Source organism: Caballeronia mineralivorans PML1(12), assembly GCF_001028175.1.
In the GTDB taxonomy this organism is placed as follows: Bacteria; Pseudomonadota; Gammaproteobacteria; order Burkholderiales; family Burkholderiaceae; genus Caballeronia; species Caballeronia mineralivorans.
In genome coordinates this window covers 22,187-45,598 of sequence record NZ_AEJF01000237.1, presented here as the reverse complement: position 1 = coordinate 45,598, position 23,412 = coordinate 22,187, and the positions used below count along the sequence as shown (strand labels likewise).

The window sequence follows — 23,412 nt, the reverse complement described above, 5'->3', positions numbered from 1 at the left end:
CTGGCGCCGCACGCCGCGCACATGAATCAGTCCGGCCGCTTATATCCTCCTGACACCGAACAGGTCTCTCGAATAATTTTTATAGGATCGTTGTGATGCGGCAGTTGAAAGTGGTGACCCGGCTCTCGATCGCATTCGGCGCGTTGCTGGCCCTGGTTGGCGTCGTGGCGTTTGTCGGTTTGTTCGGAATGGCGAAAATCAATGACACGCTGAAAAACACTGTGGATGGAAGCACGCAGGAAATGACGCTCGCGCAGACCATGCGTTCTTCGCTGGATCAGCGGTCCATTGCCATCCGCGACATGATGCTGGTCGATGACAAGAAGGAACTCGACAGCAACATCGACAAGATCAAGCATGAGGAGGGGATTTATGCCGCGGCGGCGCGCAATCTCGCCGAGGCTTTCGCGGCGGCCGGCTCGGTGACGTACACGGAACAAAGGATCCTCGACAAGCTGAAAGCCAACGAAGCGGACACGCTTCCCTTGATGGCCCACACCGCGGAGCTCATTGTCTCGGGCGACAAGGCCGCGGCGAATAAGGCGTTGTTGCAGGACGTCCGGCCCAAGCAGACGCAATGGCGCGGAACGCTCCGAGAGCTAATCGAACTCGAAAAGCAGACCATGCAGGACAACGCAGCGCTTGCTGCTACACGTTATTCACAGCTTCGCATCGTCACCGTTGGCGCGGCGCTCGCAGCATTGCTGGTTGGCGTGGTGGGCGCATTGCTGATTACACGCAGCATCTTGTCGCAACTGGGTGCGGAACCTAGCGATGCGCAGCGTGTGGCCGGCGAGATTGCTTGCGGAAACTTGACAACAGCGGTCGCGCTGGCACCGGGGGATAAGGCCAGCTTGATGGCGTCGCTGGAGGGCATGCGCCTGCAACTCAGCGGCATGGTCGCCGATATCAAGACCTCCGCGGACCTGATCGCGGTCGCGGCGGCGGAGATGGCCCAAGGCAACGTCGACTTGTCGCAGCGCACTGAACAGCAGGCGGCCTCATTGGAAGAAACCGCCGCTAGCATGGAAGAGCTGACCTCGACCGTAAAACAAAACACCGACAATGCCAACAAGGCGAACCAGCTCGCCCAGACCGCGTCCGATGCGGCAGCCGCCGGTGGCGATGTGGTGGAGCGGGTGGTTACCAAGATGCAGGAAATATCGGCGAGTTCTTCGAAGGTCGGCGAGATCATCACGCTGATCGAAGGCATCGCGTTCCAGACCAATATTCTTGCGCTCAACGCGGCGGTAGAGGCGGCGCGCGCGGGGGAGGAAGGGCGGGGGTTCGCCGTGGTTGCCGGAGAAGTACGAGCGCTGGCTCAGCGTTGCGCGAGCGCAGCCAAGCAAGTGAAAGACCAGATTGGCGAGTCGCTGAATTATGTGGACAGCGGTTCGAGTCTCGCGAACGATGCAGGTGCGAGCATGGAGCAGTTGTTGACATCTGTCAGGCAAGTGACCGACATCATGAAAGAGATTTCGGCGGCTTCAATGCAGCAAAGTACGGGTATTGAGCAGGTCAGCACGGCCGTCAGCCAGATGGACCAGGTCACGCAGCAAAATGCGGCGTTGGTCGAGCAGGCGACAGCGGCCGCGCAAGCGATGTCCGATCAAGCCAGCACGCTGCGCGAAACCGTCGGCGTGTTCAAGGTATGAGCGCTTAATGGTCGGCTCGCGCAGCTTGGCAACCTATAGTTGTGCGCGAGTCTTGGCCGACCGCTGAACGAGGTCGTGGCGTTCGAAATGCAAAAAACCGCGCTCAGCAATGAGCGCGGCTTTTCACAAAGCGAAACTTAACTGAGCAGCATTGCGGCTTTCGCCGGGTTTTTTATTACAACGCTCAGCGTCCAGAAACGCTTACCAAATCTGCCACCACGATTTGTTCTCCTTACCGGGGCGCTGCTTGCCGGTGACATACGGGCTGTCGGGGAACGTGGCGGCCAACACGCGCTTCGTGTCGCCTTCCAGTTGCGGCTGATCCAGCTTGCCGTACGACAGCATCATGATGTGCAATGCGTCTTCTGTTGCAGGCGCATTCCGGTATTCACGAATCGCGAGTTGCGCGCGATTGATTGCCGCCACATACGCGCCGCGCCGATAGTAATAGTCCGCCGCGTGTACTTCGTGCGAAGCCAGCGCATTCACGATGTAACGCATGCGTTGCGCAGCGTCCGGCGCATACTTGCTTTGCGGGTATTTGTCGACCACGACCTTGAACGCATCGTACGATTCGCGCAGCGACTTCGGATCGCGTTCGCTCATGTCCTGGCCGGAAAAACGGCCGAACAGACCGAGGTCGTCGTTGAAGTGGATCATGCCTTTCAGGTAATACGCGTAGGCGATGTCCGGGTGATCCGGATGCAGCTTGATGAAGCGGTCGATGGCCGAATCTGCGGAAGCGGTTTCACCGTCCTTCCAGTTGCAGTAAGCGACATTGATCTGCGCTTGTTGCGCAAAATGACCGAACGGATCGCGACCTTCCAGGTTCTCGAAATACTTCGCACATTTGCCGAAGTCACCGCCGGTCAGCGCATCCTGCGCCTCCGAGTATAATTTGCCGTTATTCCACGTTGCCGTTTCGTCGGTTTTCTCGGGCAAACCATGACAGCCCGCAACGATGACGGCACCCGCAGCCAGCGCGACGACCCTGACCGACGAGTTCGACGATAGCCGGAGCAACTGGCGCACAGGGTTCAAAACGGTTCTCAAAGCTTGATTCACGGCTCGCATCAGTGCTTGCATTTTCTAGCTCATGCCTTTCTGGCTAATTCCCAGCTTTTCAGTCTAAATGACCCGCTCAAGTACAAGTCGTACCAAAGATCGCAGCAAAGATTATAGCCCAAGCGCATCGGCCGACGACGCTCGCCCGGACGATTTGACCGAACCGGCAGCTGCGCCGGATGTTACATCGGAGATTCATGGCAAACCCGTGCCCACCAACCTGCACGAGCGCCGCGCCGACGCCGAAACGCCGCGCACGATCCTCGTGCCCGACGAGTACGCCGGCGAGCGCCTCGACAAGGTCATGGCGCGGTTATTCCCCGAATTCTCGCGCAGCCGCCTGCAGACCTGGATCGATGCGCAACGCGTGCAGGTGGACGGCGCACCCGCGAAGATCCGGCAGCCGGTGCCGCTGGGCGCCACCATCACGCTGATTCCCGATTTGCTGCCCGAACAGCTTGCGTTCACGCCGGAACCGGTGCCGCTGGACATCGTTTATGAAGACGATGCGCTCGTGGTCATCAACAAGCCCGCTGGCATGGTCGTGCATCCGGCCGCGGGCAACTGGAGCGGCACGCTGCTCAACGGCCTGCTGTATCGATACGGCGACGCCGCCGCGGGTTTGCCGCGCGCGGGCATCGTGCATCGGCTGGATAAGGAAACGTCGGGATTGATGGTGGTGGCGCGCACGCTCGAAGCGCAGACTGTCCTCACGCGCCAGTTGCAGGCCCGCACGGTGAAGCGCCGCTACGTTGCTCTGGTGTGGGGGACGATGCCGGACGAGGGCACGATCGACGCTCCGATCGGCCGCGATCCGCGCGACCGCACGCGCATGGCGGTGGTGGAGAGCGCATCGGGGAAATATGCCCGCACACACTATCGCACCATCGACCGCGCGATGTGGAACAACCAGCCAGTGTCCGCCGTTCACTGCGATCTCGATACGGGACGAACCCACCAGATTCGCGTGCATTGCGCGCATATTCGTCATCCGCTGCTCGGTGATCCGATCTACGGCCACGCACGCGGCAAGCGCTCGGTGCAACCGCTGCCGGACGGTTTCAATCGACAGGCGCTGCACGCCTGGCGGCTCGGGCTGATTCATCCGACCACGGGCCGCGAGATCAGCTGGCGCGCGGACGTGCCGGAGGATATCGAGGCGTTGGCTGCGGAACTGGGCCTCGGACGCGACGAAGCGACGGATCTCGATCCTGAGGACGCGGATTTCATCGAGGAAGAGGGATACGACGCGCAGGCGCGCGGCGGCTGGGACGAGTCGCAGCCGATCGAATACGACGATGACGATGACGACGAGGAATAACGCCCATGGTGAAGGCTGACTTCGCTGCGTACGCGCCGCTTCGTCACGACGATTGCCTTTGGCCCGATTGGTCGAGCGGTACTGGCGCTGTTTCGCAGCGCGTGCACGCGCTCGCGACCACGCGCAATGGCGGCGTCAGCGCCGCGCCGTATGGCGGTGCGAATGGCCGCGGCGGACTCAATCTCGGCCTGCACACGGGCGATGCGCCCGAAGCCGTGATGGAAAACCGCCGGCGTGTGGTCGAACTCACCGGTGCTCCCGTTGCGTGGCTCGAGCAAGTGCATGGGGCGCAGATCGAGGATGCGGGCGCGGTAATCGATCGCTGCGCCGGTTCTGCCGCTTCGGCGGTTAGAGCCGACGCCGCGGTGACGGATCGCACGGGTGTAGTGTGTGTAGTGATGATCGCGGATTGCCTGCCGGTACTTCTTTGCGATGCAACCGGCCGCGCCGTCGGTGCAGCGCACGCCGGCTGGCGTGGACTGGCGGCTGGAATCGTGGAGAAGACGGCGGCGCGCGTTGCCCATCTGGCTGGCGCCCAGACCAGCACGCTGCACGCATGGCTCGGGCCGGCGATCGGCCCGACGGCGTTCGAAGTCGGCGAGGACGTGTTCGACGCGTTCATCGCTGCGGCCGATCCCGCGTGCCGGGATGCGACTGTTGCTGCGTTTGTCGAGCGCGATGAAAAACACAAATATCTCGCGGATCTCTATGCGCTCGCCCGTTTGCGCCTTGAAAAGGCGGGCGTGCCATCGCAGAACGTCCATGGCGGTACGTTTTGCACGGTGACTGAAGCGGATCGGTTCTATTCGTATCGACGGGACCGGACAACCGGGCGCCTGGCCGCAATGATCTGGCTGGCGGATTAAGCCGTCGCTCACCCCATGTTGACGCGATGCCCGGGCGCACGGTTTTTGCTGCGCTCCGAAAACGCGACTTCCGCGTCTTATGTTGCGCAACAAATCTTGACATTCATCACCGCGTCACATCGGGAAAACGATGATGAAAAAAATATCGCACTGCGTCAAAATCAAGGCGACGCATTGACACGCCTTGCACCGCGGAGCAAGAATGTTTCACAAAAGCGCACGGCGTAGCAAGGTCACATCATTGCAGTCGGGCGTTTAGCGGCCCGGCGCGATGACCGCGACGACGCGGCTCCACGTCACGCCTGCATCAGCAACTCAGTCTCTCGGGACGCTTAGGTTAAACGCGGATATGGCTGCCTCCAGATCTTCTTCCTCATCGTCACCCGGTTCTTCACGTTCGTCCGCCGCTGCCGAGGCGACAACGGGCACGCCTTTTGGCACGCCGGCTGCGGACCCCGCAGCAGTGCAAAAGATGTTCGAGCAATGGCTCAACACATGGCGCGCAGTAGCCGATCCGGGGCTGTGGCAAAAGTTTGCCGCTCAAGCAGGACAAACGGAAACGGGTGAATCAGTATCGGCAGCGGCGAATCCGTTCGCCGCGTTTGGCGGTTTCCAGGGGTTTCCTGGTTTTCCTGGCGGTAATGGCCAATCTCCGTTCGCGATACCGTCGATGCCCGCCATGCCGAAGATTCCGACCGCGGCTATCGCGCCGCAGCGCTTGCAGGAACTGCAGGCCAGTTTCTCGCGCGACGCCACGGAACTCATCAAACAGGCAAGTGCACAAAGCATCGATTTATCGACGCTGAAAGACCGGCGCTTCAGTGCGATCGCGTGGCAATCCACCCCCGGTTTTGCATTCACCGCGGCATGGTATGTACTGAACGCGCGCTATTTGCAGGAGCTTGCAGAAGCTGTCGAAGGGGATCACAAGACCCGCGAACGGATTCGATTCGCCGTGCAGCAATGGGCGGCGGCCGCGTCGCCGAGCAACTACATTGCGTTGAATCCGGATGCGCAGAAGGCGCTGATCGAGAGCCGCGGCGAGAGCCTGCAAAAAGGCATGATGAATCTGCTCGCCGACATGCAGCGCGGCAAGATCCAGCAAAGCGATGAATCGGGTTTCGTGGTCGGCAAGAACATCGCGACCACGCAAGGTTCGGTCGTCTTCGAGAACGACCTGCTGCAACTGATCCAGTACACGCCGCATACCGCGACCGTAAGAGAGCGGCCGCTTCTGATCGTGCCGCCGTGTATCAACAAGTTCTACATCCTCGACCTGCAGCCGGAAGGCTCGCTCGTTAGCCATGCGCTCGATGCCGGCCATCAGGTTTTCATGATTTCGTGGCGTAATGCGGATGCATCGATTGCGCATAAGACTTGGGACAATTACATCGAGGAAGGTGTGCTCACGCCTATCGATGTGGTCAAGCAGATCAGCGGCCGCGAGCAGATCAACACGCTCGGCTTTTGCGTGGGCGGCACGATGCTCGCAACGGCGCTTGCCGTGCTGGCCGCGCGTGGCGAACATCCGGCTGCATCCATGACGCTGCTCACCGCCATGCTCGATTTTTCGGACACTGGCGTGCTCGATGTATTTATCGATGAGCAGCATGTGCAGATGCGCGAGCAGGCCATCGGCGGCAAGGACGGCAAACCGCCGGCGCTGATGCGTGGGGTCGAGTTCGCGAACACGTTCTCGTATCTGCGCCCGAACGATCTGGTGTGGAACTACGTGGTGGACAACTACCTGAAGGGCCGCACGCCGCAGGCGTTCGACCTGCTGTACTGGAACAGCGATTCGACCAATCTGCCGGGACCGATGTTCGTCTGGTATCTGCGCAACACGTATCTGGAAAATCGGCTGCGTAATCCCCGCGACCTGACGACGTGTGGCGAGCCGGTGGATTTATCGCTGATCGACGTGCCGACGTTCTTGTATGGATCGCGCGAGGATCACATCGTGCCATGGACGGCAGCGTATGCGTCCGCGCCGTTGTTGACCGGGCCGCAGACGTTTGTGCTCGGGGCATCGGGACACATAGCGGGCGTGATCAATCCGCCGTCGAAGAACAAGCGCAGTTTCTGGCTTCTCGATACCGATGACAAAACCCTGCCCGAAGATGCCGATGAATGGTTCGAGCGCGCGACCGAACACCCGGGTAGCTGGTGGACCACGTGGACCGAATGGCTCGACGGGCATGGAGGCAAGAAAGTGAAGCCGAAGCCGGAGCTGGGGTCGGAAGATTATCCGGTGATCGAACCGGCTCCGGGACGTTATGTTCTGCAGCGGGATCAATGACGTTTTAGCATGACCCACGCAGCTTGAGTTCTAGCCAAAACGGGTCATGCGGATCGGACCCGATTGCATTTCGGACGCGACGGGTCAACAGTGTCCGACGTACCGTTTCAACGTAGCTGAAGTAGTTGAAGAAACCGTAGCGCCAGCGCTGTTGAGAGCGTCGCCTGCACCGGTCAGAAATGGAGCAAGAAACGGAGCAGGCAAACAAGGGGCAAGCGCGAACACGCATCCAGCCGGCCACGCAGTCAGCCGGCTAAAACCGGGCTAGCACTTTCGATTCTCAAAGGAAACTGAAATGACAGACGTAGTGATCGTATCGGCCGCACGGACGGCCGTCGGCAAATTCGGCGGGTCGCTGGCGAAGATCGCCTCACCCGACCTCGGTGCAATCGTGATTCGCGCATTACTCGAACGCGCAAACCTCAAGCCCGAGCAGATCAGTGAAGTGATCCTCGGCCAGGTTCTCACGGCGGGTTCGGGTCAGAATCCGGCGCGCCAGGCGCTGATCAAGGCTGGCTTGCCCAGCTCGGTGCCGGGCATGACCATCAACAAGGTGTGCGGCTCGGGCCTGAAGGCCGTGATGCTGGCGGCGAACGCGATTATCGCGGGCGATGCCGACATCGTGATCGCGGGCGGTCAGGAAAACATGAGCGCGGCGCCGCATGTATTGTCGGGTTCACGCGACGGTTTCCGCATGGGCGACGCGAAGCTGATCGATTCGATGATCGTCGACGGCCTGTGGGACGCGTTCAACTCTATCCACATGGGTATTACGGCGGAGAACGTCGCCAAGGAATACGGCATTTCGCGTGCGGCTCAGGACGAGTTTGCGGCGTTGTCGCAGAACAAGGCGGAAGCGGCACAGAAGTCGGGCCGTTTCAACGATGAAATCGTACCCGTTGAAATTCCCCAGCGCAAAGGCGAGCCGCTGCGTTTCGCCACCGACGAATTCGTGCGTCACGGCGTGACGGCGGAGTCCCTGTCCAGCCTGAAACCGGCGTTCTCGAAGGAAGGCACAGTGACCGCGGCGAACGCGTCCGGTCTTAATGATGGCGCGGCGGCTGTGATCGTCATGTCGGCGAAAAAGGCCGATGCGCTAGGCCTCACGCCAATCGCGCGCATCAAGGCGTACGCGAACGCGGGCGTCGATCCGAAGGTGATGGGCATGGGTCCCGTGCCGGCATCGAAGCGCTGCCTGGAACGCGCGGGCTGGTCCGCGTCCGACCTCGATCTGATGGAAATCAACGAGGCATTCGCGGCCCAGGCGCTCGCGGTGCATCAGCAGATGGGCTGGGACACGTCGAAGGTCAACGTGAACGGCGGGGCGATCGCGATCGGTCATCCGATCGGTGCGTCCGGTTGCCGGATTCTCGTCACGCTGCTGCATGAAATGCAGAAACGCGATGCGAAGAAAGGGCTGGCGTCGTTGTGTATCGGCGGCGGTATGGGTGTGGCGCTCGCGGTAGAGCGGCCGTAGGGAGACAGCGTGCGAGAGCACCGCGCGTCATGGCCGGGTGTTAGAGAAGCCCGGACGGCGGCGCGCATAACGATAAATGGAGCGAGCAATGACGAAACGAGTAGCGTATGTGACGGGCGGCATGGGCGGCATTGGTACGAGTATCTGCCAGCGGCTGCATAAGGACGGCTACACGGTCGTCGCGGGTTGCGGGCCGAATTCGCCGCGCCGGGTCAAATGGCTCGAAGAGCAAAAGGCGCTGGGTTACGACTTCATCGCCTCAGAAGGCAACGTGGGCGACTGGGAGTCGACCAAGAACGCCTTCGACAAGGTCAAGGCCGAAGTCGGCGAAGTCGACATCCTGGTGAACAACGCGGGCATCACGCGCGACGTTGTGTTCCGCAAGATGACGCACGAAGACTGGACCGCCGTTATCGACACCAATCTGACGAGTCTTTTCAACGTGACGAAACAGGTGATCGACGGCATGGTCGAGCGCGGTTTCGGACGCGTGATCAATATTTCGTCGGTAAACGGTCAGAAAGGGCAGTTCGGCCAGACCAACTACTCCACGGCCAAGGCCGGCATTCACGGCTTCACGATGGCGCTGGCGCAGGAAGTGGCGACCAAGGGCGTGACGGTCAACACCATTTCGCCGGGTTACATCGGGACGGATATGGTGAAGTCGATCCGTCCAGACGTGCTGGAGAAGATCGTCGCGACCATTCCGGTTCGCAGGCTCGGGCGGCCGGAGGAAATTGGCTCGATCGTGGCGTGGCTGGCATCGGAGGAATCGGGTTTTTCGACGGGCGCCGACTTCTCGCTGAATGGCGGCTTGCACATGGGGTGAAGGGGCTTCAAGCGGCGCGCCATAAAGCTGTGCGCGCCGCGCGTCCCGCGTCGGGGCGGGGCGTTACAGCTGGATGCCGGAGCGCCGGCACCAACTACGAACCGGCGGCTTGCGTCGCTTTCAATCACGCGGAGTCCGTCGGCACAGTTTGAGTTTTGCGTTTAAAGGCGTTACATGACCACTACAAAGAAATCCGCCGAACGACTCATAAAAAAATATCCGAATCGCCGGCTCTACGATACCGAAACCAGCACCTACATCACGCTTTCCGACGTCAAACAGCTCGTGCTCGACCAGGAAGAGTTCAAGGTGATGGACGCCAAGTCTGCTGAGGACCTGACGCGCAGCATCCTGCTGCAGATCATTTTGGAAGAAGAAAGCGGCGGCCTGCCGATGTTTTCATCGACGATGCTGTCGCAGATCATCCGCTTCTACGGCAACGCGATGCAGGGCATGATGGGCACGTACCTGGAGAAGAATATCCAGGCGTTCATCGACATCCAGCACAAGCTCACCGATCAGTCGAAAGGGCTGATCGACGGTAATGCTGTGCCGCTGAATCCCGAAGTCTGGGCGCAATTCATGAACATGCAGGCGCCCATGATGCAAGGAATGATGACGAGCTATATCGAGCAATCGAAGAACATGTTCGTGCAGATGCAGGAGCAGATGCAGACCCAGGCGAAGTCGATGTTCAACACGTTCCCGTTCCCGACTCCGGCGACGACCGCGACGCCGACTACGACTACGACTCCGCCGGCTGGCACGCCGGAGAAGAAGTAAGCGGGGGCGGTCTGGCGAGCGGTTTGCAGGAGACTCGCGACGGCTTTGAAAGCCGCGCGGGTTAAGGTTGGGCGCGCGGCATTCGACCGCGCTTGGCTCACGGTACAGTATCGGTTTGCAGCGCAGCGCCCAAGGCGAATACGTCGCCCTGTGGCGGATGCCGCGCCGGTTCTCACCTTTTTAAGCGTCATTTGTCCTGCTTTCCCGCGGCGTCGCTCTTTGTCGTACACCTATCGGTCTCAAGGCTCAAGGGGTAACTCCGTCATAATGCCGGTAGACCGAAAAAAAGCCTGCGCTAAGCGGGCTTCAGACTGCTGACAAAGCCTGGTCATGAGCCTGGCTTTGTCATTGAATGGTTGTCATGCTGAAGAAACCGACACCCGTGCAATACGAGCATCGAGATGCTCACGCTAAACCCCCTGAAGCGTGATCACGATGATGCGCCGCCAATGAAGGATGTGAAGGTCAGCCGCACCGATCCGGACAGCGGCTTCATGGCGCGCGACGACAAGCCCGCGGGCTTTTTCGGCTGGGTCTTCGCGCAGTGGAGGCGAAGCACACGATCGGGCGACCAGTTAGTTGTAGGCCGGGCGGCAGAGCCCAGCGGCGCGGTACAATACAAAGTTACGTTTACCGCCATCCGCCGGACCACCTCCATGCCGCCAGTTTCTTCCCCCTTACACTCGAATCAGGCGTCAGCACGCCGCCCAAGGTAGGCTTTGTTTCGCTCGGGTGACCATAAGATTCGCAAAAGCAACTTAAGCGCCGTTCTCGCATGAGCCGGCTATTTCTTGCGCCCATGGAAGGGCTTGCGGACTACGTGCTGCGTGACGTGCTGACCCGCACAGGCGGATTCGACGGATGCGTATCCGAATTTGTCAGGGTTACGGGCTCGGTACTTCCACGAAGTGTCTACGAGAGAGAAACGCCCGAAGTCCTCCACGGGGGCCGTACACCCGGCAGCACGCCAATGGTGATTCAATTGCTCGGCAGCGATCCTGGATGGATGGCGCTGAATGCGGCCTGCGCAGCCAGTCTGTCGCCGCATGGAGTCGATCTGAACTTCGGCTGCCCCGCCAAGATCGTCAACCGCCACGGCGGTGGCGCGATGCTTCTGGCGCACCCTGAAGAGCTGAACCGGATCGTTTCGTCCGTTCGCGCGGCGGTGCCTGCGGGCATCGCCGTGACAGCAAAAATGCGGCTTGGCGTGTCCGATACCTCGCTTGCGATTGACTGTGCCACGGCGCTGGCGGAGGGCGGTGCCGCCTCCCTTGTCGTGCATGCCAGAACGCGTGACCACGGCTACCGGCCGCCAGCTCACTGGGAGTGGATCGCACGTATAAACGCCGCCGTGGGCGTGCCGGTCGTCGCCAATGGAGAAGTCTGGACAGTGGCCGACTGGGAGCGGTGCGGGGCGGTTAGCGGCTGTGCGGACGTGATGATCGGGCGCGGCGCCGTCTCGGATCCGTTCCTGGCTTTGCGCATCCGCGGACTGATGGACCGGACGCCTTCCGGCGAGGAATGGCCGGCCGTGCTCGCTCAACTCGCCGATTACCTGAGAAAGCTGCAAGTCCGTGTCGCGGCCCGTCATGAGCACGGACGCGTCAAAATGTGGCTGGGCTATCTCAAGCGGACTTGGCCGCAGGCCGCCGAGCTGCACGCAGCCATCCGGCGCCTGCATGATTCGCACGAAATCCTTGGCGTGATCGAGGGCGCTCCGGCATTCAAGGACTCGATACCCGCACCCCAAAGCGCAGCCCTCGGCCGGCTCGGTTCGACAATGCCTTTCCACCCGGTCAGCTGCACCATCGCCGGCGCGGTACAATAAACGGTTGCGTGCGCGGGACGCTGTCCGGACTCCGGTCCTCACGGACGCCGTACCCGTTACCTTGCGCACCGTCCCCATTTGTCGCCATCGTCACCGCTATACGCCGGACCCACCTATGTCGCAGACCATTTCCCCCGCCGTGCCGACGCCTTCGGTTCCTAAAGTCGGGTTCGTATCCCTCGGGTGTCCAAAAGCTTTAGTCGACTCCGAGCAAATCATCACGCAACTGCGCGCGGAGGGTTACGAGATTTCCGGCTCCTACGACGGTGCCGATCTCGTCGTGGTCAACACCTGCGGGTTCATCGATGAAGCCGTGCAGGAAAGTCTCGACGCCATCGGTGAGGCGCTGCACGAGAATGGCAAGGTGATCGTGACCGGCTGTCTCGGTGCGAAGAAAAGCGCGAGCGGAACGGGGTTGATCGAGGAAGTGCATCCGAAGGTGCTGGCCGTGACCGGGCCGCACGCGACCGCCGAAGTCATGAGCCACGTGCACCTGCATTTGCCCAAGCCGCACGATCCGTTCATCGATCTCGTGCCGCCTGCGGGTATCAAGCTGACGCCGCGGCATTACGCGTATCTGAAGATATCGGAAGGATGTAATCACCGCTGCACGTTCTGCATCATCCCTTCCATGCGCGGCGATCTGGTGTCGCGCCCGGTTGCCGACGTGATGCTCGAAGCGGAAAACCTCTTCAAATCCGGCGTCAAGGAATTGCTCGTGATTTCTCAGGACACGAGCGCCTATGGCGTCGATGTCAAATATCGCACCGGTTTCTGGAACGGCAAGCCGGTGAAGACGCGCATGACCGATCTCGTCGGTGCGCTGGGCGAGCTGGCCGCGCAATACGGCGCCTGGGTCCGCCTGCATTATGTGTACCCGTATCCGAGCGTGGACGAAGTCATTCCGATGATGGCCGAAGGTCCGTTGAAGGGCCACGTGCTGCCCTATCTGGACGTGCCGTTCCAGCACGCGCATCCCGAAGTGCTCAAGCGCATGAAGCGCCCGGCGAACGCCGAGAAGGTGCTCGAACGCGTGCAAAAGTGGCGCGCAATGTGTCCTGATTTGACCATTCGCAGTACGTTTATTGCTGGATTTCCGGGTGAAACGGAAGAGCAATTCCAGACGCTGCTGGACTTCATTCGCATCGCCGATCTGGACCGAGTCGGCTGTTTCGCCTATTCGCCGGTCGAAGGGGCGACTGCGAACGAACTCGACGGCGCGCTGCCCGACGAGGTCCGCGAAGACCGGCGCGCGCGTTTCATGGAACTGGCCGAGCAATTGTCGGCGGAACGCATGAAGCGCAAGATCGGCAAGACGCTGAAAGTGCTCGTCGATGAGCTGAGCAACGAAGGCGGCGTCGGGCGCACGGCGGCGGATGCGCCGGAGATCGATGGCGTGGTGTATATCGAACCGGCGAAGAAAGCGTCGAAGCGCTATAAGGCCGGCGATTTCGTGTCGGTGAAAATCACCGGCGCCGATGGTCACGACCTGTGGGGCGAAGTCTGAGCCTTTGATTTTACTGTCGGCGCGGCTTACGAAAATCACCCGTGGAAGGAGATGATATGACGCAACGTGAAGTGGTGGTGGTCAGCGGCGTACGGACCGCAATCGGCGATTTCGGCGGCGCGCTGAAGGACTTCAGCCCGACCGATCTCGGCGCACGCGTGGTGCGCGAGGTCTTGTCGCGGGCGAAGGTATCGGGCGAGGACGTCGGCCATGTGGTGTTCGGCAACGTGATCCAGACCGAGCCCAAGGACATGTATCTCGCGCGAGTTGCGGCGTTGAACGGAGGTGTCGCGCAGCACGCGCCCGCGCTGACGGTTAACCGGTTATGCGGCTCGGGCCTGCAGGCAATCGTTTCCGCTGCGCAATCCATCCTGCTTGGGGACACCGATATCGCCATCGGCGGCGGTGCTGAAAGCATGAGCCGTGCACCGTATCTAGCCCAGTCGGCGCGCTTCGGCCAGCGCATGGGCGATGCGCGTCTCATCGACATGATGCTCGGCGCGCTGCACGATCCCTTCGATACGATCCACATGGGCGTTACAGCGGAAAACGTCGCCGCGAAGTACGGCATTTCGCGCGAGATGCAGGACGAACTTGCGCTGGAATCGCATCGACGCGCGGCGCGGGCTATTGAAGCGGGTTATTTCAAGGAACAGATTCTTGCCGTCACGCAGGCATCGAAGAAGGGCGACATTGTCTTCGATACCGACGAACACGTCCGTCTGAACCCGACACTTCAGGATTTCGCGAAACTCAAGCCTGTGTTTGCCAAGGAAAACGGCACAGTGACCGCGGGCAATGCGTCGGGTATCAACGATGCCGCCGCCGCTGTGGTGCTGATGGAACGCAGCGTAGCCGACAAGCGTGGCCTGAAGCCACTCGCGCGGCTCGTCTCGTATGCGCATGCGGGCGTCGATCCGAAATACATGGGCATTGGCCCGATTCCAGCTACACGCAAGGCGTTGGAGCGCGCGGGACTGAGCGTTGGCGACCTCGACGTAATCGAAGCCAATGAAGCGTTTGCGGCGCAGGCTTGCGCGGTATCGAAGGAGCTCGAATTGGATCCTGCGAAGGTCAATCCGAACGGCTCGGGTATCTCGCTCGGCCATCCGATCGGTGCAACCGGCGCGCTGATCACCGTCAAGGCGCTGTACGAGTTGCAACGCGTGGGTGGGCGCTATGCGCTGGTGACGATGTGCATCGGTGGCGGGCAGGGCATCGCGGCAATTTTCGAACGCGTGTAGCAGGGTAAGGACAGGAAACTATTCGATGACGCAAATGAAAGTGGCGGCAATAGCGGCAGCGCTGTTGCTCGCCGGCTGTAATTCGGCGATGCCGCCCGACGGCTCCCGAGCCGTCTCGGCGGCACGTGCAGCTGCCACGCCAGGCGATCTGGGCCTGCAGTCGCCCGGTACGGCGGAAGCCATCGAAACGCTCGCGCTCCCGCCCGCCAGACCGCTGACGCCCAATCCGGCGTACGCGCGTTTCCCGCGCTATGTCGGCACGCTCGGCGACAAGCAGATCGAAATGAAGCTCGGCGCAAAGACGGATGAGCGTACGGGTGTGCACGGCGAATACCGGTTCGCCGGAGCGTCGACGGTGATTCTGGTCGCAGGCGACCGTGACGGCGATACGCTCGAGATCGAAGAGTCGAACGACGGCACGCATATCACCGGGAACTGGGTCGGCAAGTTTGCAGCCGATGGCAGCGTGTCGGGCGAACGCATGAATGCCGACGACTCCAATCCGGTGCCGTTCAACCTTAAACCGATCGGGTCCGGATCGGGCGCTGCTCCTGCCGCCGGTACGGTTGCACCGAAAACGCCGCAATCGGCCGCGCCTTCGCTGGAACCCGCGCCTCCACCCGCTCCGCCTGTTCCCGGCAACGCGCTGGGCGGGACCAGCAATGTGATCATCGGCGAGTGAAACGCGAACTCGCCGTTCGATGTCATACCGCGTCATCGGCTTCGTTCGATGGCGCTTTTTTCTTATAGCCTCGAACAAGCAGGACACTCATGACCGATTCCAGCAACTCGTCCAGCGCGCGCAGCTTGCAGACCCGCATCGTCCATCCGGATGACCAGCTAAGCCCCGGTTTCGACTCGTTTTCGGTGCCGGTAGCACGGGCGTCGACGGTGGTATTCCCGAACCTCGCCGCCATGCGCGCGCTTGTCTGGAGCGATGACAGCCAGTGGCGCTATGGCCTGCACGCCACGCCCACGTCGCTCGCGCTGGCGCAGCGGCTTGCTGTAATCGAAGGTGGCAAGCATGCGTTGCTGCAGCCTTCGGGGTTATCGGCAATATCGAACGTGTACTTCGCGCTGGTAAAGGCCGGCGATCACGTGCTGATTCCGGACAACGCCTATTCGCCGAATCGCGAGCACGCCGACTGGCTGGCCGCGGATTTCGGCTTGGAGGTGACGTATTACGATCCGATGATTGGTGCGGGCATCGACGCGTTGATCAAGCCGAACACGAAGCTGATCTGGCTCGAAGCGCCGGGTTCGGTGACGATGGAAGTGCAGGACGTGCCGGCCATCGCCAAGGTCGCGCGGGCGCGCAAGATCCTGACGGCTATCGACAATACGTATTCGGCGGGGCTCGCGTTCAAGCCGTTCGACCATGGCGTCGACATCTCCGTCCAGGCGCTGACGAAGTACCAGTCCGGCGCCAGCGACATCCTGATGGGCGCAACGATCACCGCCGACAAAGCCGTCCATATGCAATTGAAACGCGCTCGGATGCGCATGGGGATCGGTGTGTCTTCCGACGACTGCTCGCTCGTGTTGCGCAGTTTGCCGAGCATGCAGATTCGCTTCGAGGCTCACGACCGGACGGCGCTTTCGCTGGCCCGCTGGCTCAAGACGCGCCCGGAAATCGCGGCGGTGCTGCATCCGGCGTTACCCGATTGCCCGGGCCATGAATTCTTCGAACGCGACTTCACGGGTGCAGGCGGATTGTTTTCAGTGGTCTTCGATAGACGCTACAGCCCGGCGCAAATCGATACCTTCGTCGAGGCGCTGGAAAACTTCGCGATCGGCTGGAGCTGGGGCGGTGCGAATAGCTTGGCCATGCCGTACCACATCAAGTCGATGCGCACCGCCGGTGTCTGGCCACATGAAGGCGTGCTGGTGCGGTTTTATATCGGGCTGGAGGATGAGGCGGATCTGCGGTCGGATCTGGAGCGGGCGTTGGCGAGGTTGGGCGGGTAAGTGCGCTGATCGAGATCGGGCTTGAGCCTTAGCCTTAGCCTCAAGCCCGATCTCGGCGACTGACTCAAAACAGTCGCAGCACGCCATCCAGTCCCACGAAGTTCAACGCCAGCCCAGCCGCTTCGCGCACCACCGGCTTTGCCCGGAACGCCACCGATAACCCCGCTTCCGCCATCATCTTCAGGTCGTTCGAACCGTCACCCATGGCGATCGAGCGGCGCGGATCGATGCCCAGTTGCGCGCAGGTCTCGCGCAGCGTGCGCGCTTTGACATCGGCGTTGACGATCTCGCCGGTTACGTTCCCGGTCAGCTTGCCATCGACTATTTCAAGCGTATTCGCGCGCGTGAAATCAAGCCCGAGACGTGCCTTCAGCTTCTCGGTGAAGAACGTGAAACCGCCGGATACCAGCAGGGTTTTCAGGCCCGCCGCCTTCGCCCCCGCGAGCATCGTTTCCGCACCCGACGACAACCGCAGCCGTTCCTCATAAACCCGTTCCAGCGCGCTTGCGTCGAGCCCCTTCAACAGCGCGACACGCCGCGTGAGGCTTTCGTTGAAGTCATTGATCTCGCCGCGCATCGACGCTTCGGTGATCGCCGCGACCTCCGCCTTCAACCCGCAGAAATCGGCGATTTCGTCGATACACTCGATCGTGATCAGCGTCGAATCCATGTCCATGGCGACGAGGCCGAAGTCGCTCAGGCGCAGCGCCGGGTCGATAAACGCGTAATCCAGCCGATGCGCGCCGCAATACGCGTCGATATCTGGACGCTGCAGAGGATCCACGCCAAGCAGGCGCACCACCTGGCCGGCCGGGTCGGCGCGTTTGGTCTGCTGCGAGCGGGCGAGGGCGGCGAGCGGCTTCAGATGCGAATCGGCGATCGGTTCGAGGCTTTGGATGACGAGGTTCATGACAGGCGGCGAGCGAGAAAAATGAGCGGAAGAAAGCAGCGCAAGACCCGCCATTGTAATGGTCCCGACCGATGGCGGATGCATGTGCCGCGCCGCTATGATGGCTGTCGATAAAATGACGGAGAGCCGCATGACCCCGACCGAACGCGCGCGTGCCTTCGACTTGCGCAAGCTCGACGCCGCGTTTTATACCGATCCGTATCCGCTCTACGACGCGTTGCGCGCCACGGAGCCGATCAAAAGAATGCCCGATGGTTCGCTGTTTCTCACGCGTTACCGGGATGTGCAGGCGGTGTATCGCGATCCGAAAACCTTCAGCTCCGACAAGACCGTGGAATTCGCCCCGAAGTACGGCGCCGATACCGCGCTGTTCGCGCATCACACGACCAGCCTCGTATTCAACGATCCGCCGCGACACACGCGCGTGCGCAAACTGATCGCGGGGGCGCTGACCGCGCGTGCGATCGCGGCGATGGAACCGGCTCTGGTGCGCCTGATCGACGGTCTTCTCGATCAGGCCGCCGCACGCGGTGAGATCGATTTGATCAACGATTTCGCCTCGGCGATTCCAGTTGAAGTGATCGGTAATTTGCTCGACGTGCCGCACGACGAACGCGCGCCGTTGCGTGACTGGTCGCTCGCGATTCTCGGCGCGCTTGAACCCGCGCTCAACGCGGAGCAAGAAGCGCGGGGCAACCGCGCGGTGACGGATTTCATCGATTATTTGGTGACGTTGGTGGCACGCCGCCGCGCGCATCCCGGAGATCCGCAGCATGACGTGCTGACGCGGCTGATTCAAAGCGAGGCCGCCGCAGAGCGCCTGGACGAAGCCGAACTGCTACATAACTGCATTTTTATCCTGAACGCGGGTCACGAGACGACCACCAATCTGATCGGCAACGGGATCGTGCTGCTGGCGCAATGGCCCGAGCAGCGGGCGCGGTTATTGGGCGAACCGGCGCTGATCGAGAGTGCGATCGAGGAATGTTTGCGCTACGAAAGTTCGAATCAGCTCGGCAACCGGATCGCGACGGCGGATACGCATATTGACGGGATGCCGGTGGTGCGCGGGACGCCGGTGACGTTGTGCATCGGTGCGGCGAATCGCGATCCCGAGCAGTTCGAGGCGGCAGATTGCTTCGATATCGCTCGTCAGCCGAACCGGCATCTTGCGTTTGGGTTCGGGATTCACCAGTGCGCGGGGTTGTCGCTAGCCCGGTTGGAGGCGCGTATCGCGATCGGACGGTTTATTGCGCGGTTCCCGGATTACCGGTTGGCGGGCGAGCCGGTGCGCGCATCGCGGGCGCGGTTTCGAGGGTTTGTGAAGGCGCCGGTGGCGGTGGGGTGAGGGCGTTCTTAAGGACACGCCTCTCTTCACCCATGCACGCAATTTCAGCGCATTAACCCGTGCGATTTCCCAAAAACAGTGAGTACAAGGATTATTTGTACACCCAAAATTGTTAAGCGTTGTTTGCTGGAAAACTGCGAACTCGAGGACAGCAAGGATGAATTGCCGCAGGCGCGCCAGCCCGTCGGCTACGCGAGGTCATCCAAGCCCAAGAAGCTGTCGCGAACGCAGGCGGCTGGTCGAACCCGCTGCAATTCGTCATCGCGCTTTAATGATCTCGTTTCACCGGGATTTTAAGAATACGCAAATTCCTATTATTTGCTGAGAGACGACTACCGCATCACTCGTTGCGGATCCGCATCCCAATAAGGCGGATCGCCGAAATGCTCTATCAGGAAATCGATGAATGCCGTCGTTTTCGGCGGCACGAATGCGCGGCTCGGATACACCGCCCAGATCGCCACCGTTTCCGCGAGCGGATAGCTGTCGAGCACTGTTACCAGCTCGCCGCTGTGCAGGAACGGCGCCACGCTCCACGTCGATTTCAATCCGATACCAAACCCGCTGAGCAACGCGTCGCGAATCACTTCGCCGTTATCCGTCATAAGCCGGCCCGACACGCGCACATCGATGGTCCCGGCCGGCGTGACGAACGCCCAGTTGCGCTGACCGGAGAGAACCGCGCATTCGTGCTGCGCAAGATCGGCGGGATGGTGCGGCGTGCCGTGCTCCGCGAGATACGCCGGCGACGCGCATAGCACGCGCCGGTTGCTGGCGAGTTTTCTCGCGACCAGCGTCGAATCCTTCAACGCGCCGATGCGCACCGCCAGATCGATGCCTTTATCGACGAGATCGACTACCTGGTCGGTCATCCGCAAGTCGAGCGTCACGCCCGGATAGCGGCGCAAGAATTCGGGGATCACCGGCGATACATGCTGACGCCCAAGCGACGACGGCATCGTCACGCGCAAACGTCCCTGCGGTTGCTCGAACGCGCGTCCAACCGATGCGCGCGCGGCGTCGGCGGCGTCGAGCAACGCGCGGGCGCGCTCGGCAAAAATCTCACCTTCCTGCGTGACGCTGATGCGCCGTGTCGTGCGATGCAAAAGCCGAGCGCCAAGCTGCCGTTCGAGCTGAGCGAGCCGGGCGCTCGCCACGGCGGCCGACAGTCCGAACTCCCGTCCCGCCGCCGACAGATTCGATAAAGCCGCCGCCCGCACGAACAGCGCCACGTCGAGCAAGTCGAGTTGCGCCTTATGGCTTGATTCGCTCTGCACGTCCATTTTCGTCATTTTCGTGTTTTTCAATAAAATGTTTTAGCGATTATGACGGTTTCGCGCGAAGCCGAAAATCCTTAAGATCGGGCCCATACATCGCACGTGCGACGCTTGAAACACCTTAAGGAGCTATTCCATGAAAGCTATTGCCCTGACTCGCTACCTGCCGATCTCCAACCCGGAATCGCTGATGGACGTGGAGATCGACAAACCCGCGCCCACCGGCCGCGATCTGCAGGTGAAGATCGAAGCGATCGGCGTGAATCCCGTCGATACGAAAGTCCGCGCGCCAAAGGACAAGATTGAAGAGACGCCGCGGGTGCTCGGCTGGGACGCGTCGGGCGTGGTCGAAGCAGTCGGCCCCGACGTGACGCTGTTCAAAGTAGGCGATCCTGTCTTCTATGCGGGCAGCATCACCCGGTCGGGTTCAAACAGCGAGTTCCATCTGGTCGATGAACGCATTGTCGGCGTGAAACCGAAGTCCCTCGATTTCTCGCACGCAGCAGCATTGCCGCTCACCACGATCACCGCATGGGAAGCGCTGTTCGACCGGCTGGGGGTATCGGCGCAAGGACACGACGCGGGCAAGTCCGTGCTGATCGTGGGCGGCGCGGGCGGCGTGGGTTCGATCGGCATCCAGCTCGCCAAGAAAGTGGCGAAGCTGAAGGTGATCGCCACTGCGTCACGGCCGGAGTCGGCGAAATGGGCGAGCGAACTGGGAGCGGATCATATTGTCGATCATTTCGGCGACATGCCGAAGCAACTGAAGGACGCGGGTTTCGAGCAAGTGGACTACGTGCTGATCTTCAACGACACGGACAAACATTTCCCGGCCGCCGCTGCTGTCATCGCTCCGCAAGGCGGCATCTGCACGATCGTTGAAAATGACAAGCCGATTGCCGTCGAATTGCTGAAAGCGAAAAGCGCTGCGTTCCACTGGGAATTCATGTTCACACGCTCGATGTTCGGCACGCCGGACATGATCGAACAACACAAGCTGCTGACCGAGGTGGCGCGACTGATCGACGCAGGCACGATCAAGACAACGCTCGGCCGCGATCTCGGCAAGATCAACGCAACGAACTTGCGCGAAGCGCACCGGCTGCTGGAAGAAGGGCGTGCGATCGGCAAGCTCGTGCTGACCGGATTCTGACTCGTCCAGCGTATCGATCGGCCAATCCATTGCAAGCCGCGCGCCGCGGGTTTCCCATGAGAAGCGCGCGGCGCGCGTCGCGCTAGACTGATCGCGCCTCACGCGCGGCTCGGACCACCCCGGCGCCGTTGCGGTATGCCCGGCGTGATGGCTGCACACGGAGGGGCTTTTCGCATGATCGATCGTTCGGGTTTTATTCAGGGTTGCCGGTCGAAGCAAGGTCGCGTGATTTCCGCCAACGCCGTCATGGCGCTTTTGGCTTGCATGGCTGTGTCGGCAGCCAACGCGACGCCAAGCATCAAGGTGCTGTCGGAAGTCGCCAACGACGGACCGATCAAATACACGGTGAAGATGGCGTCGAAGAACTGGGGCAGTGCGCAGGAAACACGCACGATCCGCTCGGGCCAGACCGATGACTTCACCTGGCAAAGCAAGCCCGCAGGCGGTTCGCAGAATGTCCCGGACGCGTGCCCGGGCGTGGACGCCATCCGCAACGCAAGCGGGACGACCGTACGTCAGGTGAAGATCCGTTTCGCGGCGGTGGTCGTGAACAGCGGGGACGCCGACGTCCAGTTGGGTTTCCAGGGCCACGCGCCGCGCGCCGCGACGGCCGTCACCGTGGGCGGCAAGAAACTGCAATGTCCCACCGATAACTTCTTCAGCCAGCTAGTCCATTTCACGATGCCCACCGGCGGCGCCGAAAAATCCGTCACGCTCAGTGACGGCACGAAACTTACGGTCAGCGCCAGCCGCAAGTAGGCTTCTAGTCCGGCAAATTCTACGTATCGCAGGGGGCGTTCGAGGGCGCGCTGCCTGCGGTCAATCTGCTACGGCCAAGCCGGCGCGAGCGGGTCCATCTGGCACGTTTTCTGCAACGGTGTAACGACCCACGCGGCCACACGTCTGTCGGCGCGTGCAGATCGTTTATATCGTCAACGCCGTCAGAGCGGCTTTTCGCAAAAGGTCAAGCGCGATGCCACACATGATCTGGAAAGGCGCGATCAGCTTCGGGCTGGTCCACGTCCCCGTGCAGCTTTATCCGGCAACGCAGTCGGAGAAAGTCGGCTTTAATCTGCTCGATAAGCGCTCGATGGACCCCATCGGCTATAAGCAGTTCAACAAGAACACGGGCAAGGACGTCACCCGCGAGAACATCGTGCGCGGCTTTGAGTACGAGAAGGGCAAATACGTCGTGATGAGCGACGCCGAAATTCGCTCGGCTAACCCCGAGTCGACGCAGACCGTGGATATTCTCGCGTTCGTCGAAGCACCCGAAATCTCGTTTCTTTCCCTCGATACCCCCTATTACCTCGCGCCCGACCATAAGGGCGAGAAGGTGTATGCGCTGCTGCGCGATGCGTTGAAGGCGTCGGGGAAGGTGGGGATCGCGAACGTGGTGCTGCACAACAAGCAGCATCTCGCCGCGCTGATTCCGGTGGGTCCCGCGTTGGCGCTCAACACGTTGCGTTGGGCTGACGAAGTGCGCGATTTCGACGAGTTCAAGTTTCCCGATGAGAACTCGAAGAAAGCGGGGATATCGCCGAAAGAACTGGAGATGGCCCGGCGATTGATAGACGACATGAGCGATACGTGGAACCCGCACGACTATCACGACACGTTCCGCGAAGACATCATGGCGCTCGTCAACAAGAAGGTGAAGGAGGGCAAGACCGAGGAGGTGTCGGAGGTGGAGGAAGGTGCTCCGCGCAAGACATCGGCGGAGATCCTCGACTTGTCCGAACTGCTCAAGCGCAGTTTGAAGAAGGGAAAGCCCGCGAGACGGGGCGCTAAAAATGCTGACGACGACACAACTGATGCTGAAGAGGAACCGGCGGCGAAACCCGCGCGCAAGACCACAACGCGCCGCAAACGCGCATAAACC

The 23,412-nt window shown here is 61.2% G+C and carries 19 protein-coding genes and 1 pseudogene; 17 read left to right on the top strand and 3 right to left on the bottom strand.

The genetic code is table 11. From position 1 onward, the window contains the following. The first annotated feature begins 95 nt into the window (after positions 1–95). Positions 96–1,655, top strand: coding sequence for a methyl-accepting chemotaxis protein (locus EOS_RS49080; protein ID WP_047897606.1), 1,560 nt, complete (start codon positions 96–98; stop codon positions 1,653–1,655). A 201-nt stretch (positions 1,656–1,856) separates the two neighbouring features. Here EOS_RS49080 and EOS_RS39170 read toward each other — a convergent pair whose 3' ends face one another. Further along, positions 1,857–2,729 (bottom strand): outer membrane protein assembly factor BamD, encoded by an 873-nt coding sequence (locus tag EOS_RS39170; RefSeq protein ID WP_047897634.1) that lies wholly within the window; start codon positions 2,727–2,729, stop codon positions 1,857–1,859. A gap of 58 nt (positions 2,730–2,787) precedes the next feature. Between EOS_RS39170 and EOS_RS39165 the strand changes: the two genes are divergently transcribed. The 12 genes and pseudogenes from EOS_RS39165 to EOS_RS39105 all read left to right on the top strand — a co-directional run bounded on the left by EOS_RS39165 (position 2,788) and on the right by EOS_RS39105 (position 16,842). Continuing rightward, a complete protein-coding gene (locus EOS_RS39165) occupies positions 2,788–4,041 on the top strand; it encodes an RluA family pseudouridine synthase (RefSeq protein WP_047897605.1) in 1,254 nt (417 codons plus the stop codon). Positions 4,042–4,046: 5 nt separating this feature from the next. Then, positions 4,047–4,907, top strand: a complete 861-nt coding sequence (gene pgeF, locus EOS_RS39160; RefSeq protein WP_047897604.1) for a peptidoglycan editing factor PgeF — start codon at positions 4,047–4,049, stop codon at positions 4,905–4,907. 349 nt (positions 4,908–5,256) lie between these two features. After that, complete coding sequence (gene phaC / locus EOS_RS39150) at positions 5,257–7,206, top strand: class I poly(R)-hydroxyalkanoic acid synthase (RefSeq protein ID WP_082163690.1); 1,950 nt, start codon at positions 5,257–5,259, stop codon at positions 7,204–7,206. 295 nt (positions 7,207–7,501) lie between these two features. Then, positions 7,502–8,683 (top strand): acetyl-CoA C-acetyltransferase, encoded by a 1,182-nt coding sequence (locus EOS_RS39145; protein WP_047897601.1) that lies wholly within the window; start codon positions 7,502–7,504, stop codon positions 8,681–8,683. An 88-nt stretch (positions 8,684–8,771) separates the two neighbouring features. Next, complete coding sequence (locus EOS_RS39140; protein WP_047897600.1) at positions 8,772–9,512, top strand: 3-ketoacyl-ACP reductase; 741 nt, start codon at positions 8,772–8,774, stop codon at positions 9,510–9,512. A 174-nt stretch (positions 9,513–9,686) separates the two neighbouring features. After that, the gene (phaR, locus tag EOS_RS39135) at positions 9,687–10,295 is read left to right on the top strand and encodes a polyhydroxyalkanoate synthesis repressor PhaR (RefSeq protein ID WP_047897599.1); all 609 of its coding nucleotides are present in this window, start codon (positions 9,687–9,689) and stop codon (positions 10,293–10,295) included. Between the two features lie 416 nt (positions 10,296–10,711). Beyond that, a pseudogene (locus EOS_RS49460) lies at positions 10,712–10,860 on the top strand (IS5/IS1182 family transposase); the annotation flags it as partial. Between the two features lie 210 nt (positions 10,861–11,070). Next, complete coding sequence (locus tag EOS_RS39125; protein WP_047897597.1) at positions 11,071–12,123, top strand: tRNA dihydrouridine synthase; 1,053 nt, start codon at positions 11,071–11,073, stop codon at positions 12,121–12,123. Positions 12,124–12,238: 115 nt separating this feature from the next. Further along, positions 12,239–13,630, top strand: coding sequence for a 30S ribosomal protein S12 methylthiotransferase RimO (rimO, locus tag EOS_RS39120; protein WP_047897596.1), 1,392 nt, complete (start codon positions 12,239–12,241; stop codon positions 13,628–13,630). A gap of 56 nt (positions 13,631–13,686) precedes the next feature. Beyond that, positions 13,687–14,874, top strand: coding sequence for a beta-ketothiolase BktB (gene bktB / locus EOS_RS39115; protein WP_047897595.1), 1,188 nt, complete (start codon positions 13,687–13,689; stop codon positions 14,872–14,874). Between the two features lie 25 nt (positions 14,875–14,899). After that, on the top strand, positions 14,900–15,556 hold the full coding sequence (locus EOS_RS39110) for a hypothetical protein (RefSeq protein WP_047897594.1): 657 nt from the start codon (positions 14,900–14,902) through the stop codon (positions 15,554–15,556). An 89-nt stretch (positions 15,557–15,645) separates the two neighbouring features. Then, positions 15,646–16,842: a cystathionine beta-lyase gene (locus EOS_RS39105; RefSeq protein ID WP_047897593.1), complete on the top strand. Its 1,197-nt coding sequence runs from the start codon at positions 15,646–15,648 to the stop codon at positions 16,840–16,842. 64 nt (positions 16,843–16,906) lie between these two features. Here EOS_RS39105 and serB read toward each other — a convergent pair whose 3' ends face one another. Beyond that, complete coding sequence (serB, locus tag EOS_RS39100; protein ID WP_047897633.1) at positions 16,907–17,752, bottom strand: phosphoserine phosphatase SerB; 846 nt, start codon at positions 17,750–17,752, stop codon at positions 16,907–16,909. 130 nt (positions 17,753–17,882) lie between these two features. On the opposite strand from serB, the gene EOS_RS39095 reads away from it, so the two are divergent. Next, on the top strand, positions 17,883–19,100 hold the full coding sequence (locus tag EOS_RS39095) for a cytochrome P450 (RefSeq protein ID WP_047897592.1): 1,218 nt from the start codon (positions 17,883–17,885) through the stop codon (positions 19,098–19,100). A 332-nt stretch (positions 19,101–19,432) separates the two neighbouring features. Here the strand turns inward: EOS_RS39095 and EOS_RS39090 are convergent, their stop codons facing one another. Next, complete coding sequence (locus EOS_RS39090) at positions 19,433–20,392, bottom strand: LysR family transcriptional regulator (RefSeq protein ID WP_200908753.1); 960 nt, start codon at positions 20,390–20,392, stop codon at positions 19,433–19,435. 121 nt (positions 20,393–20,513) lie between these two features. Between EOS_RS39090 and EOS_RS39085 the strand changes: the two genes are divergently transcribed. From EOS_RS39085 to ku, 3 genes are all read left to right on the top strand, one after another. Beyond that, entirely contained in the window at positions 20,514–21,530 is a 1,017-nt protein-coding gene (locus tag EOS_RS39085; RefSeq protein WP_047897591.1) for a zinc-binding alcohol dehydrogenase family protein, read from the top strand. A 174-nt stretch (positions 21,531–21,704) separates the two neighbouring features. Continuing rightward, on the top strand, positions 21,705–22,289 hold the full coding sequence (locus EOS_RS39080) for a DUF6013 family protein (RefSeq protein ID WP_047897590.1): 585 nt from the start codon (positions 21,705–21,707) through the stop codon (positions 22,287–22,289). 214 nt (positions 22,290–22,503) lie between these two features. Continuing rightward, entirely contained in the window at positions 22,504–23,409 is a 906-nt protein-coding gene (ku, locus tag EOS_RS39075; protein WP_047897589.1) for a non-homologous end joining protein Ku, read from the top strand. Positions 23,410–23,412: the final 3 nt, after the last annotated feature.